Source organism: Pseudomonas vranovensis DSM 16006, from assembly GCF_000425805.1.
Taxonomy (GTDB): domain Bacteria; phylum Pseudomonadota; class Gammaproteobacteria; order Pseudomonadales; family Pseudomonadaceae; genus Aquipseudomonas; species Aquipseudomonas vranovensis.
This window is the reverse complement of sequence record NZ_AUED01000018.1, coordinates 77,078-90,877: the sequence shown is the minus strand read 5'-3', so window position 1 is coordinate 90,877 and position 13,800 is coordinate 77,078. Positions and strand designations below refer to the sequence as shown.

The following is a 13,800-nucleotide window of genomic DNA, read 5'->3' as shown; positions in this document are numbered from 1 at the left end:
TTGATAGAATCGTCGTCTTTTTCCAGATACACAGCCGGTACCTATGACCAGTCCAGCACTTTACGAACCTGAAAAGACACGCGTTATCGTCGGCATGTCCGGCGGCGTGGACTCTTCCGTCTCCGCCCTCCTGCTCATGGAGCAGGGCTATCAGGTGGAAGGCCTGTTCATGAAGAACTGGGAAGAGGACGACGGCACCGAATACTGCACCGCCCGCGAAGACCTGGCCGACGCCCAGGCCGTGTGCGACCGCATCGGCATCAAGCTGCACACCGCCAATTTTGCCGCCGAGTACTGGGACAACGTGTTCGAGCACTTCCTGGCCGAATACAAGGCTGGGCGCACGCCGAATCCGGACATCCTGTGCAACCGTGAAATTAAGTTCAAGGCCTTCCTCGACTACGCCCTGATGCTGGGCGCCGACCTGATCGCCACTGGCCACTACGTGCGCCGCCGCGACACTGACGGGCGTACCGAGCTGCTCAAGGGGCTGGACCCGAACAAAGACCAGAGCTACTTCCTGCACGCTGTGGGCGGCGAGCAGATTGCCCGCACCCTGTTCCCGGTGGGCGAGCTGGAAAAGCCCGAAGTTCGTGCCATTGCCGAAAAACACGGTCTGGCCACGGCCAAGAAAAAAGACTCCACCGGCATCTGCTTTATCGGTGAGCGTCGCTTCAGCGACTTCCTCAAGCAGTACCTGCCGGCACAACCGGGCGAGATCCAGACCACCGACGGCGAGGTGATCGGCCGCCATCACGGCCTGATGTACCACACCATCGGCCAGCGCCAGGGCCTGGGCATCGGCGGCCTGAAAGACGCCGGCGACGAGCCGTGGTACGTGCTTGAGAAAGACCTCAGCCGCAATGTGCTGGTGGTCGGCCAGGGCAACGAACACCCGTGGCTGTTTTCTCGCGCCCTGCTCGCCTCGGAAATTTTCTGGGTCAACCCGATCGACCTGTCCAACCCGCGCCGCCTGAACGCCAAGGTCCGCTACCGCCAGAGTGATCAGGACTGCACCCTGGAACTCACAGAAAGCGGCTACCGCGCCGTCTTCGACGAACCCCAGCGCGCGGTTACTCCTGGCCAGTCGGTGGTCTTCTACCACGGCGAGATCTGCCTGGGCGGCGGCGTGATCGAAACGGCAGAGCCGTGGAGCGCCCACTGATGAGCTCGATCCAAGAGCAACTGATCGCCCTGGGCGGCGTGTTCCAGGCCGCTGTACTGGTCGACCGCATCGCCCGCACCGGCCAGGCCAGCGAGGCCAACCTGGGCTGCATGCTCGGCAGCCTGCTGGTACGCGATCCACAGAACACCCTGGAAGTGTTCGGCGGCGACGACCTGAACCTGCGCGACGGCTACCGCGCCCTGGCCAGCGCCCTCGAGCGCGACCCGGGCAGCCTGCAGCGCGAGCCACTGCGCTACGCATTGTCGATGTTGGGCCTTGAACGCCAGCTGGCCAAACGCGCCGACATGCTCGACGTGATCGGCAACCGCCTGCCACAGATCCAGTCCCAGGCCGAGCATTTCGGCCTGGTGCACGAGAACGTCATTGCCTCCAGCGGCGCCCTCTACCAGGACACCCTGAGCACCCTGCGCCAACGCATTCAAGTGCATGGTGACATGCGCCACCTGCAACAACCGAGCAACGCCTCGAAGATTCGCGCCCTGCTCCTGGCCGGCATTCGCGCCGCACGCCTGTGGCGCCAGCTGGGCGGGCACCGCTGGCAGTTGGTGATCAGCCGGCGCAAACTGCTCAAAGAGCTGTATCCGATGCTGCGCGGCTGACCTCGCTCGTTGGCAAGCCACCCCCGCAGAGCAGGCATGCCCAGCACCTGCGGGAGCTTGCTTGCCAGCGATGAGGCCATGACTGACGCCACAGATTTACCGGCAGACCATTTGTCAGCCACCCGACCCGGGCGCGTTTTTCATGTATGATATGCGCCCTTTTCAAAGCCTGACTGTCCGAGAACACCCCATGCAGCTTTCCTCGCTCACTGCGGTTTCCCCTGTTGACGGCCGCTACGCCGGCAAAACCCAGGCCCTGCGCCCTATTTTCAGCGAATACGGCCTGATCCGTTTCCGCGCCCTGGTCGAGGTGCGCTGGTTGCAGCGCCTGGCCGCTCACCCGCAAATCGCTGAAGTTCCAGCGTTTTCTGCCGAAGCCAATGCCCTGCTCAACGGCCTGGCCGATGAGTTCGCCCTCGAGCATGCCGAGCGCGTCAAGGAAATCGAGCGCACCACCAACCACGACGTCAAGGCCATCGAGTACCTGCTCAAGGAGCAGGCTGCCAAGCTGCCGGAACTGGCCAAGGTAAGTGAATTCATCCACTTCGCCTGCACCAGCGAAGATATCAACAACCTGTCCCACGCCCTGATGCTTCGCGCAGGCCGGGACGACGTACTGCTGCCGCTGATGCGCCAGATCGCCCAGTCGATCCGTGAGCTGGCCCATCGCTTCGCCGACGTGCCGATGCTGTCGCGCACCCACGGCCAACCGGCTTCGCCCACCACCCTGGGCAAAGAACTGGCCAACGTCGTCTATCGTCTCGAGCGCCAGATCGCACAAGTGGCCGCTGTACCGCTGTTGGGCAAGATCAACGGCGCCGTGGGTAACTACAATGCCCACCTGTCGGCCTACCCGCAGATCGACTGGGAAGCCAACGCCCGCGCCTTCATCGAAGACGAACTGGGCCTGGTGTTCAATCCCTACACCACCCAGATCGAACCGCACGACTACATTGCCGAGCTGTTCGACGCGATCGCCCGCTTCAACACCATCCTGATCGACTTCGACCGCGATATCTGGGGCTACATCTCCCTGGGCTACTTCAAGCAGCGCACCATCGCCGGCGAAATCGGTTCTTCGACCATGCCGCACAAGGTCAACCCGATCGACTTCGAGAACTCCGAAGGCAACCTGGGTATCGCCAACGCGCTGTTCCAGCACCTTGCCAGCAAGCTGCCGATCTCGCGCTGGCAGCGTGACCTGACCGACTCCACCGTGCTGCGCAACCTGGGTGTCGGTTTCGCCCACAGCGTGATCGCCTACGAGGCCAGCCTCAAAGGCATCAGCAAGCTGGAAATCAACACCCAGCGCATCGCTGAAGACCTGGACGCCTGCTGGGAAGTCCTGGCCGAACCGATCCAGACCGTCATGCGCCGCTATGACATCGAGAACCCCTACGAGAAGCTCAAGGAGCTGACCCGTGGCAAAGGCATCAGCCCTGAAGCGCTGTTGACCTTCATCGATGGCCTGGACATGCCTGTCGAAGCCCGTGAAGAGCTCAAGAAGCTGACCCCAGCCTCCTACATCGGTAACGCTGCGGCTCAAGCCAAACGCATCTGATCTACGCCCTGCGCGTAAACGCCCGGCTCAGCCGGGCGTTTTTATTACCGAAAGACAATTACTTTTTTTCAATAGGTTACACATGAATCCTGATACTCCACTGCAGCTGCTGGGCGGCCTCACAGCCCGTGAATTCATGCGCGACTACTGGCAGAAGAAACCTCTGCTGGTGCGCCAGGCCTTTCCAGATTTCGAAAGCCCGATCGACCCCGACGAACTGGCCGGCCTGGCCCTGGAAGAAGAAGTCGAGTCGCGCCTGGTCATCGAGCACGGCGAGCGGCCTTGGGAGCTGCGCCGCGGCCCGTTCGAGGAAGACACCTTCAGCACCCTGCCTGAGCGCGATTGGACCCTGCTGGTCCAGGCTGTCGACCAGTTCGTCCCTGAGGTCCAGGAACTGCTGGAGCACTTCCGCTTCCTGCCCAGCTGGCGTATCGACGACGTGATGATCAGCTTCGCAGCCCCAGGCGGCAGCGTGGGTCCGCACTTCGACAACTACGACGTATTCCTGCTGCAAGGCCAGGGCAAACGCAACTGGAAGATCGGCCAGATGTGCGACAGCGACAGCCCGCTGCTGGAGCACGCCGACCTGCGCATCCTGGCTGAATTCGAGCAGAGCGACGAGTGGACCCTCGAACCCGGCGACATGCTTTACCTGCCGCCACGCCTGGCCCACTTCGGCGTTGCCGAAGACGACTGCCTGACCTACTCGGTAGGTTTCCGCGCCCCGGGCGCAGCCGAAGTGCTGACCCACTTCACCGACTTCCTCAGCCAGTTCCTGCCGGACGAAGAGCGTTACACCGACGCTGACGCCCAGCCGGTCAGCGACCCGCACCAGATCCAGCACGATGCACTGGATCGCCTGAAGAAGCTGCTGGCCGAGCACATGAGTGACGAGCGCCTGCTGCTGACCTGGTTCGGCCAGTTCATGACCGAGCCGCGCTACCCTGAACTGGTCAGCGGCGAAGCACTGGATGAAGCAGAGCTGATCGAAAGCCTGGCCGACGGCGCACTCCTGATCCGCAACCCGAGCGCACGCCTGGCCTGGTCGGAAGTTGATGACAATCTGCTACTGTTCGCAAGCGGCCAGAGCCGCCTGCTGCCGGGCGACCTGCGCGAACTGCTCAAGCTGATCTGCGCCGCCGATGCGCTGCACATCGAGAACCTTGAACAGTGGCTTGAAAACGATCAAGGCATGACCTTGATCTGTGAACTGGTCAAACAAGGAAGCCTGGGATTTGCCAATGAATAAGATTCGGGTTCGCCTCGCCGATTGGCACAAAGACAACGCTGATATCCGCCGTATTCGTGAAGCCGTGTTCATTGCCGAACAGTGCGTACCGCCCGAGCTGGAATGGGATGCCGACGACAATACCGCCGTTCACTTCCTGGCCCTTGAAGGCGACTACCCCATCGGTACCGCGCGCCTGCTGGCCGACGGCCAGATCGGCCGGGTGTCGGTACTCAAGGACTGGCGCGGCCTGAAGGTTGGCGACGCACTGATGCAAGCGGTGATCGTCGAAGCTCAGAATCGCGACCTCAAGCAGCAGATGCTCAGCGCCCAGGTACATGCCACGCCGTTCTACGAGCGCCTCGGGTTCAAGGTGGTCAGCGAAGAGTTTCTCGAAGCCGGCATTCCGCATGTGGACATGGTTCGTGAGTCGCGCGAGCTGGTTTAAGTAAGTAATCGCGAGCAGGCCCGCTCCCACAATACGAGTGGGAGCGGGCCTGCCCCACGATCAAACCAGCAAAACCACTGCAAATTTGCCATCATGTCCACTCCACCTGCGGAGAAAATGGACATGCCGCTACGCCCCCTTCTCGCCTCTCTGCTTCTGTCGTTCAGCCTCACTGCGCTGGCCGCCACCGAAGTCCTGCCGCTGAACCATCGCACCAGCGCCGAACTGCTCCCCGCCGCGCAATCCTTCCTCGGCAAGAACGGCACGGTCAGCGCCTTTGAAAACAAACTGATCGTCAACGCCAACCCCGAACAGATCGACAGCCTGCGCAGCCTGCTCGCTCAACTGGACACTGCCCCGCGACGCCTGCTGATCAGCGTCGACAACAACGACAGCAACTTCCAGGACAACCGCGGCAGCGCCCGCATCATTCACTACGGCACCGCCAACCGCGAAGGCGGCATGCAGCAGGTACAGGCCAGCGAAGGCAGCCCTGCCCTGATTCAGGTGGGCCAGAGCATTCCCGTCACCAGTACCAGCACCGATGGCTACGGACGCATTCAAAGCGATACCCAGTACCGCAACGTCACCCAGGGCTTCTATGTCACCGCCAGCGTCACTGGCGATACCGTCCACCTGAACATCAGCACCAACAATGACCGGATGAGCCAGGAACGTCCCGATGTAGTGAGCGTTCAAAGCACCGACACAAAAGTCTCCGGCAAGCTGGGTGAGTGGATCACTCTGGCGGGGGTCAACCAGCAAAGCCAGTCCGAACGCAGCGCTTCAGCCCTCAGTTACAGCACCCAGCGCGGTGAAAACATGACTTTACGGGTAAAAGTCGATGAAATGGACTGACCCCAGGTAAATCAAGGCCTCGACCAAAGACCTCGAAACTGACTGATGAGTCGCATTAGACGAAAGATGTAGTGGTGATAAAAAAGCACTACAAAACATTTGACGACCACAATCGGTAGAGGCATGATGGCCCCGCTCCCGCTAATCAGAGGCCCTGGAAAGGGCCTTCGAGCCGCACTCTAACCTACCCACCTGAGTCGGCCCGTGTCTGTACAGCCCACAAGGCAGTTTGACGAGATTGCGACTGGAACGAAGTTGTCCCGAGGGACGGAAGCGCATCAAGAGGCACCCGGCAGCACTGTTCACTGCAGTTCGGCAACCACGAGCCACCCTGCAGCGAAAACCTCGCCAACGCCTGCTCACTTCCCCCTTCGAGCCCCATCGTTCGACCGTCGCATATTTCGCTGAACATGTCTTGCGCCAGGCTTCTGATCTGCGCTGTGTGAGCGAGAATTTTTTACCCAAGACCGATGCGACGAGGTTTATTTCCATGGCACTGACACGCGAACAGCAAATTGCAGCCCTCGAAAAAGACTGGGCCGAAAACCCGCGCTGGAAAGGCGTGACCCGTACCTATACCGCCGCTGATGTCGTACGTCTGCGTGGCTCGGTCCAGCCAGAGCACACTCTGGCCCGCATGGGTGCCGAGAAGCTGTGGAAGCTGGTCACCCAGGGCGCACACCCGTCCTTCCGCCCAGACAAAGATTTCGTCAACTGCATGGGCGCCCTGACCGGCGGCCAGGCAGTACAACAGGTCAAGGCCGGCATCCAGGCTATCTACCTGTCCGGCTGGCAAGTGGCCGCCGACAACAACTCGGCCGAGTCCATGTACCCCGACCAGTCGCTGTACCCGGTGGATTCGGTTCCAACCGTGGTCAAGCGCATCAACAACTCGTTCCGTCGTGCCGACCAGATCCAGTGGAAAGCCGGCAAGAACCCAGGTGATGATGGCTACATCGACTACTTCGCCCCTATCGTGGCTGACGCTGAAGCCGGTTTCGGCGGCGTGCTGAATGCCTACGAACTGATGAAGAACATGATCGAAGCAGGCGCTGCCGGCGTTCACTTCGAAGACCAACTGGCTTCGGTCAAAAAATGCGGTCACATGGGCGGCAAGGTACTGGTACCAACCCAGGAAGCCGTTCAAAAGCTCAGCGCCGCTCGTCTGGCCGCTGACGTTGCCGGCGTACCGACCATCATCCTGGCCCGTACCGATGCCAACGCCGCTGACCTGCTGACCAGCGACTGCGACCCGTACGACCAACCGTTCGTCATCGGCGAGCGCACCCAGGAAGGCTTCTACAAAGTACGTGCAGGCCTGGATCAAGCCATCGCCCGCGGCCTGGCCTACGCGCCATACGCCGACCTGATCTGGTGCGAAACCGCCAAGCCGGACCTGGAAGAAGCCCGTCGCTTCGCCGAAGCGATCAAGAAGGAATACCCGGACCAGATCCTGTCCTACAACTGCTCGCCTTCCTTCAACTGGAAGAAAAACCTGGACGACGCGACCATCGCCAAGTTCCAGCGCGAACTGTCGGCCATGGGTTACAAGCACCAGTTCATTACCCTCGCCGGTATCCACAACATGTGGCACGGCATGTTCAACCTGGCGCACGATTACGCCCGCAACGACATGACCGCCTACGTGAAACTGCAAGAGCAAGAGTTCGCTGACGCGTCGAAAGGCTACACCTTCGTGGCGCACCAGCAGGAAGTCGGCACTGGCTACTTCGACGACATGACCACCGTGATCCAGGGTGGCAAGTCTTCGGTAACCGCACTGACCGGCTCGACTGAAGAAGAGCAGTTCCACTGATCACTGATCAGCGCTGACCGATTCGGGTGAAACGCAAGACCCGGGGCCTGTGATGGGGCTCCGGGTTTTGTTTTTTCAGGTCGCGGGGCAACCCCGCCCCTACAGTGCCCGGCGATGTGGCCGATTCGGCACTTTCTTATAAATCCCCATTGGCTATCCTAGGCGCACACGATTTCCAAGGATCGGCCATGCCTCGTCCCATTACCCTCCTCGGCCTGGCGCTGCTCGGCGCTGCCCTCTATATATATGCACTGGCCACCCAGTCGCCACTGCTGGGCCTTGTCGTCAAACCCATTCCAGTGATTGCGTTGCTGGTGTGGTTGGGGTCTGCCGAGCCTGGTCGCTACCGGCAGTGGATCATGATTGGCCTGGGCTTCTCGCTGCTGGGCGACATTCTTCTCGCCGCTCCCGGTGACCTGTTCGTATTTGGCCTTGCGGCGTTTCTCTGCGCCCACTTGGCTTACCTGCGCGCCTACCTGGGCACAACTCGCCGCCTGGCGCCCCTCGCCTTCGTGGGCTCGGCTATCGTCGGCACGGCGCTGCTGACCTTGTTGATCAGTCATGGGCTGGGCGAGCTGCTGGTCCCGGTGACGGTCTACGCCCTGGCCATCACCGCAATGCTGTGGCGCGCCCTGGCCTGTGGCGGGCTGGCAGCACTGGGGGCAGTCGCCTTTGTATTTTCTGACAGCTTGATCGGCATTGACCGCTTTGTCGGCCAGTTCGCTGCAGCGCCCTACCTGATCATCGTTGCCTACTGGCTGGGGCAATGGGCGATCGCCGCCTCGGCGATCGCCCGCACATCGTCAAAAGCCTTGATCCAGAGCGCAGCAGTGCGCGAAAAAATCAGTTAGAACAGCAAGCCCGGAAACTTGCAGGTGATGGCAATGTTGCACAACTTTGTAGTTGACCCCGACAGTAGGACTAATCTTATAGCCACAAATGATATTAATTATCATTACGAAGTTTCGGATTCATTACGCTTTGCAAGAAACATAATTAACAAAAGCCGGGGCAATGCCCGCGCCATGCGGCCTGCAGGCTGTTACGAAAGATTTTTGTTCTTAATGCTACGAATAAATTTGCTGCAGAAATTTTACTTGCATCGGGTTTACCCATAAAATCAGCGCGATAGATTCCGCTGCGACATATCGTCACTGCTCTACTTCTTTTCAAACCGCAGAGACTGGTCTCTGTATAAGGATTTTCAGCATGCCCGATTCGACAGGACTCATCGCCCACAACTGGGGCTTTGCCATTTTCCTTTTGGGTGTCGTTGGCCTCTGCGCCTTCATGCTCGGCCTGTCCGCGCTGCTCGGCAGCAAGGCGTGGGGCCGCAGCAAGAACGAACCCTTCGAGTCCGGCATGCTGCCTACTGGCGGCGCCCGCTTGCGCCTGTCAGCCAAATTCTATCTGGTCGCGATGCTGTTCGTGATCTTCGATATTGAAGCCCTCTTTCTCTTTGCATGGTCTGTGTCCGTCCGCGAAAGCGGCTGGACCGGATTCGTCGAAGCTCTCGTTTTCATAGCAATTCTGTTGGCAGGCCTTGTCTACCTATTCCGAGTGGGCGCCCTTGACTGGGCTCCGGAAGCTCGTCGTAAGCGGCAAGCGAAGCTGAAACAATGAGGCTTTGGCAATGCAATACAATCTCACCAGAATCGACCCGGATGCGCCTAACGAGCAGTATCCAATCGGTGAACGGGAAACCGTCTCCGACTCGCTGCTAGAGGACCAGGTCCACAAGAACATCTTCATGGGCAAGCTTGAAGATGTTCTCAGTGGCGCGGTCAACTGGGGGCGTAAAAACTCCCTGTGGCCGTACAACTTCGGCCTCTCCTGCTGCTACGTGGAAATGACCACGGCCTTCACGGCGCCCCACGACATCGCCCGCTTCGGCGCCGAAGTCATCCGGGCCTCGCCGCGCCAGGCCGACTTCATGGTCATCGCCGGCACCTGCTTCATCAAGATGGCGCCGATCATCCAGCGCCTGTACGAGCAGATGCTCGAGCCTAAATGGGTCATTTCCATGGGTTCGTGCGCCAACTCCGGCGGCATGTACGACATTTACTCGGTCGTTCAGGGGGTCGACAAGTTCCTCCCCGTGGATGTCTATGTGCCTGGCTGCCCGCCTCGCCCTGAAGCCTTCCTGCAAGGCCTGATGCTGTTGCAGGAGTCGATTGGCCAGGAGCGTCGTCCTCTTTCCTGGGTTGTCGGTGATCAAGGCATTTACCGTGCCGAGATGCCGTCACAGAAAGAGCAACGCCGTGAACAGCGCATCCAGGTCACCAACCTGCGCAGCCCCGACGAAGTCTGATCCAGCTATCAGTTGCCTGCGCGCGTGCGACAGGCAGCCTGGCTTCATTCTCTACGTTGACCGAAAGCGACCGAGACCATGACAGCGGACACCGCTATTTATATCCCGCCTTACAAGGCTGACGACCAGGATGTGGTCGTCGAACTGAACAACAAATTCGGCCCCGAGGCGTTCGTCGCCCAGGAAACCCGCACCGGCATGCCGGTGCTTTGGGTTACCCGCGCCAAACTCAAGGAAGTCCTGAGTTTCCTGCGCAATGTCGCCAAACCGTACAGCATGCTCTACGACCTGCACGGTGTGGACGAACGTCTGCGCACCCAGCGCCGTGGCCTGCCAGGCGCCGACTTCAGCGTGTTCTACCACCTGCTCTCGGTGGAACGGAACAGCGACGTGATGATCAAGGTGGCCTTGAGCGAAGGTGACCTGAACCTTCCTACCGTGACCGGTATCTGGCCAAACGCCAACTGGTACGAGCGTGAGGTCTGGGACATGTTCGGCATCGACTTTGCCGGCCACCCGCACCTGACCCGCATCATGATGCCGCCGACGTGGGAAGGTCACCCGCTGCGCAAGGACTACCCTGCCCGCGCCACCGAATTCGATCCGTACAGCCTGACCCTGGCCAAGCAACAGCTCGAGGAAGAAGCCGCACGCTTCAACCCGGAAGCCTGGGGCATGAAGCGCAGCGGCGCCAACGAGGACTATATGTTCCTCAACCTTGGCCCGAACCACCCATCGGCTCACGGTGCCTTCCGTATCGTGCTGCAACTGGACGGTGAAGAGATCGTCGACTGCGTCCCGGACATCGGCTACCACCACCGTGGTGCCGAGAAGATGGCCGAGCGCCAGTCCTGGCACAGCTTCATTCCCTACACCGACCGCATCGACTACCTCGGCGGGGTTATGAACAACCTGCCGTACGTGCTCGCGGTCGAGAAGCTGGCCGGCATCCAGGTACCGCAGAAGGTCGACGTGATTCGCATCATGCTCGCCGAGTTCTTCCGGATCACCAGCCACCTGCTGTTCCTGGGTACCTATATCCAGGACGTCGGCGCCATGACCCCGGTGTTCTTCACCTTCACCGACCGCCAGCGCGCCTACACTGTGATCGAAGCCATCACCGGTTTCCGTCTGCACCCGGCCTGGTATCGCATCGGTGGCGTTGCCCACGACCTGCCGCGTGGCTGGGACAAGCTGGTCAAGGACTTCGTCGAATGGCTGCCAAAGCGCCTGGACGAGTACACCAAGGCTGCCCTGCAGAACAGCATCCTCAAGGGGCGTACCATCGGCGTTGCCCAGTACAACACCAAAGAGGCCTTGGAATGGGGCGTCACCGGTGCCGGCCTGCGCTCAACCGGCCTGGACTTCGACCTGCGCAAAGCCCGCCCCTACTCCGGCTACGAGAACTTCGAGTTCGAAGTACCGCTGGCCCACAACGGCGATGCCTACGATCGCTGCATGGTCCGTGTCGAGGAGATGCGCCAGAGTATCCGCATCATCGACCAGTGCCTGCGCAACATGCCGGAAGGCCCGTACAAGGCGGATCACCCGCTGACCACGCCGCCACCGAAAGAGCGCACCCTGCAGCACATCGAAACCCTGATCACCCACTTCCTGCAGGTTTCGTGGGGCCCGGTCATGCCGGCCAACGAATCCTTCCAGATGATCGAGGCGACCAAGGGCATCAACAGTTACTACCTGACGAGCGACGGCGGCACCATGAGCTACCGCACCCGGATCCGTACTCCGAGCTACCCGCACTTGCAGCAGATCCCTTCGGTGATCCGCGGCAGCATGGTCGCGGACCTCATTGCGTACCTGGGCAGTATCGACTTCGTTATGGCTGACGTGGACCGCTAAGCATGAACAGCACGCTTATCCAAACCGACCGTTTCGCCCTGAGCGAAACCGAGCGCTCGGCCATCGAGCACGAGATGCATCACTACGAGGACCCGCGCGCCGCGTCCATCGAAGCCCTGAAGATCGTTCAGAAGGAACGCGGCTGGGTGCCTGACGGCGCCATCTACGCCATTGGCGAAGTGCTCGGCATTCCTGCCAGCGACGTCGAAGGCGTGGCCACCTTCTATAGTCAGATCTTCCGTCAGCCGGTTGGCCGGCACATCATCCGCGTCTGCGACAGCATGGTCTGCTACATCGGCGGCCATGAGTCCGTAGTCAGCCAGATCCAGAGCGAACTGGGTATCGGCCTGGGCCAGACCACCGCCGACGGCCGCTTCACCCTGCTGCCTGTGTGCTGCCTGGGTAACTGCGACAAGGCACCGGCACTGATGATCGACGACGACACCTTTGGCGACGTCCAGCCTGCTGGCGTTTCCAAACTGCTGGAGGGTTACGTATGACCATCACTTCCTTCGGCCCGGCCAACCGTATCGCCCGTGCGGCTGAAACCCATCCGCTGACCTGGCGCCTGCGTGACGACGGCGAGCCGATCTGGCTCGACGAGTACCAGGCCAAGGACGGCTATGCCGCTGCCCGCAAGGCACTGGCACAGATGTCCCAGGACGATATCGTCCAGACCGTGAAAGATTCCGGCCTCAAGGGTCGTGGCGGTGCGGGCTTCCCCACCGGCGTCAAATGGGGCCTGATGCCCAAAGACGAATCCATGAACATCCGCTACCTGCTGTGCAACGCGGATGAAATGGAGCCCAACACCTGGAAAGACCGCATGCTGATGGAGCAGCAGCCCCATCTGCTGATCGAAGGCATGCTGATCAGCGCCCGTGCGCTCAAGGCCTACCGCGGCTACATCTTCCTGCGTGGCGAATACACCACCGCAGCGCGCAACCTCAACCGCGCGGTCGAAGAAGCCAAGGCGGCCGGCCTGCTGGGCAAGAACATCCTGGGCAGCGGCTTCGATTTCGAGCTGTTCGTCCACACCGGTGCCGGTCGTTACATCTGCGGTGAAGAAACCGCACTGATCAACTCCCTCGAAGGCCGCCGTGCCAACCCCCGCTCCAAGCCGCCCTTCCCTGCCGCCGTTGGCGTCTGGGGCAAGCCGACCTGCGTGAACAACGTCGAGACCCTGTGCAACGTGCCGGCCATCGTCGGCAACGGCATCGACTGGTACAAGTCGCTGGCCCGCGAAGGCTCCGAAGACCACGGCACCAAGCTGATGGGCTTCTCTGGCAAGGTCAAGAACCCGGGCCTGTGGGAACTGCCGTTCGGCGTGACTGCCCGCGAGCTGTTCGAAGACTACGCCGGCGGCATGCGCGATGGCTTCAAGCTCAAGTGCTGGCAGCCTGGCGGCGCCGGTACCGGTTTCCTCCTGCCTGAACACCTGGATGCGCAAATGTACGCCGGTGGCATCGCCAAGGTCGGCACCCGCATGGGTACCGGCCTGGCCATGGCCGTGGACGACAGCGTCAACATGGTGTCGCTGCTGCGCAACATGGAAGAGTTCTTTGCCCGCGAATCGTGCGGCTTCTGCACCCCGTGCCGCGATGGCCTGCCGTGGAGCGTCAAGCTCCTGCGCGCCCTCGAAAACGGCCAGGGCCAGCAGGGCGATATCGAGACGCTGCTGGGCCTGGTCGGTTTCCTCGGCCCAGGCAAGACCTTCTGTGCACACGCACCAGGTGCAGTGGAGCCGCTGGGTAGCGCGATCAAGTACTTCCGCCCCGAGTTCGAGGCCGGCATTGCGACTGCTGCTCCTGCAGCCGCTGCCCTGCGCCCGGACCTGGCGAAGCCGATCGTCGTCGGCGCATAACGAATAGAAATGCGGGCGGTCCGTGCCGCCCGTTGCTTGCTCAGCTCGCTCGGGGATACCTGTCGCGGG

At 61.1% G+C, this 13,800-nt stretch carries 13 protein-coding genes; all 13 read left to right on the top strand.

The window, feature by feature from the left end:
* The first annotated feature begins 43 nt into the window (after positions 1-43).
* The 13 genes from mnmA (at position 44) to nuoF (ending at position 13,731) form a co-directional block, all read left to right on the top strand.
* Positions 44-1,165 carry a tRNA 2-thiouridine(34) synthase MnmA gene (gene mnmA, locus H621_RS0115275; RefSeq protein WP_028944246.1) on the top strand — a complete coding sequence of 374 codons (1,122 nt, stop codon included), beginning with the start codon at positions 44-46 and terminating at the stop codon, positions 1,163-1,165.
* Positions 1,165-1,785, top strand: a complete 621-nt coding sequence (gene hflD / locus H621_RS0115270) for a high frequency lysogenization protein HflD (protein WP_028944245.1) — start codon at positions 1,165-1,167, stop codon at positions 1,783-1,785. Before mnmA ends, hflD begins: the two co-directional genes overlap by 1 nt.
* 190 nt (positions 1,786-1,975) lie before the next feature.
* Positions 1,976-3,346 carry an adenylosuccinate lyase gene (gene purB, locus H621_RS0115265; RefSeq protein ID WP_028944244.1) on the top strand — a complete coding sequence of 457 codons (1,371 nt, stop codon included), beginning with the start codon at positions 1,976-1,978 and terminating at the stop codon, positions 3,344-3,346.
* A gap of 82 nt (positions 3,347-3,428) precedes the next feature.
* Positions 3,429-4,595: a ribosomal protein uL16 3-hydroxylase gene (locus tag H621_RS0115260; protein ID WP_028944243.1), complete on the top strand. Its 1,167-nt coding sequence runs from the start codon at positions 3,429-3,431 to the stop codon at positions 4,593-4,595.
* On the top strand, positions 4,588-5,022 hold the full coding sequence (locus H621_RS0115255; protein ID WP_028944242.1) for a GNAT family N-acetyltransferase: 435 nt from the start codon (positions 4,588-4,590) through the stop codon (positions 5,020-5,022). The genes H621_RS0115260 and H621_RS0115255 overlap by 8 nt, the downstream gene beginning before the upstream one ends.
* 123 nt (positions 5,023-5,145) lie before the next feature.
* On the top strand, positions 5,146-5,880 hold the full coding sequence (locus tag H621_RS0115250; RefSeq protein WP_028944241.1) for a secretin N-terminal domain-containing protein: 735 nt from the start codon (positions 5,146-5,148) through the stop codon (positions 5,878-5,880).
* A gap of 490 nt (positions 5,881-6,370) precedes the next feature.
* Positions 6,371-7,696 carry an isocitrate lyase gene (aceA, locus tag H621_RS0115245; protein WP_028944240.1) on the top strand — a complete coding sequence of 442 codons (1,326 nt, stop codon included), beginning with the start codon at positions 6,371-6,373 and terminating at the stop codon, positions 7,694-7,696.
* A gap of 188 nt (positions 7,697-7,884) precedes the next feature.
* A complete protein-coding gene (locus H621_RS0115240) occupies positions 7,885-8,547 on the top strand; it encodes a lysoplasmalogenase (RefSeq protein ID WP_028944239.1) in 663 nt (220 codons plus the stop codon).
* 358 nt (positions 8,548-8,905) lie between these two features.
* A complete protein-coding gene (locus tag H621_RS0115235; RefSeq protein ID WP_028944238.1) occupies positions 8,906-9,319 on the top strand; it encodes an NADH-quinone oxidoreductase subunit A in 414 nt (137 codons plus the stop codon).
* 10 nt (positions 9,320-9,329) lie between these two features.
* The gene (locus H621_RS0115230; protein ID WP_010220398.1) at positions 9,330-10,007 is read left to right on the top strand and encodes an NADH-quinone oxidoreductase subunit B; all 678 of its coding nucleotides are present in this window, start codon (positions 9,330-9,332) and stop codon (positions 10,005-10,007) included.
* A 78-nt stretch (positions 10,008-10,085) separates the two neighbouring features.
* On the top strand, positions 10,086-11,867 hold the full coding sequence (gene nuoC / locus H621_RS0115225) for an NADH-quinone oxidoreductase subunit C/D (protein ID WP_028944237.1): 1,782 nt from the start codon (positions 10,086-10,088) through the stop codon (positions 11,865-11,867).
* Between the two features lie 2 nt (positions 11,868-11,869).
* Positions 11,870-12,367, top strand: coding sequence for an NADH-quinone oxidoreductase subunit NuoE (gene nuoE, locus H621_RS0115220; protein WP_012313767.1), 498 nt, complete (start codon positions 11,870-11,872; stop codon positions 12,365-12,367).
* Positions 12,364-13,731 (top strand): NADH-quinone oxidoreductase subunit NuoF, encoded by a 1,368-nt coding sequence (gene nuoF, locus H621_RS0115215; RefSeq protein ID WP_028944236.1) that lies wholly within the window; start codon positions 12,364-12,366, stop codon positions 13,729-13,731. The genes nuoE and nuoF overlap by 4 nt, the downstream gene beginning before the upstream one ends.
* The last annotated feature ends 69 nt before the right edge of the window (positions 13,732-13,800 follow it).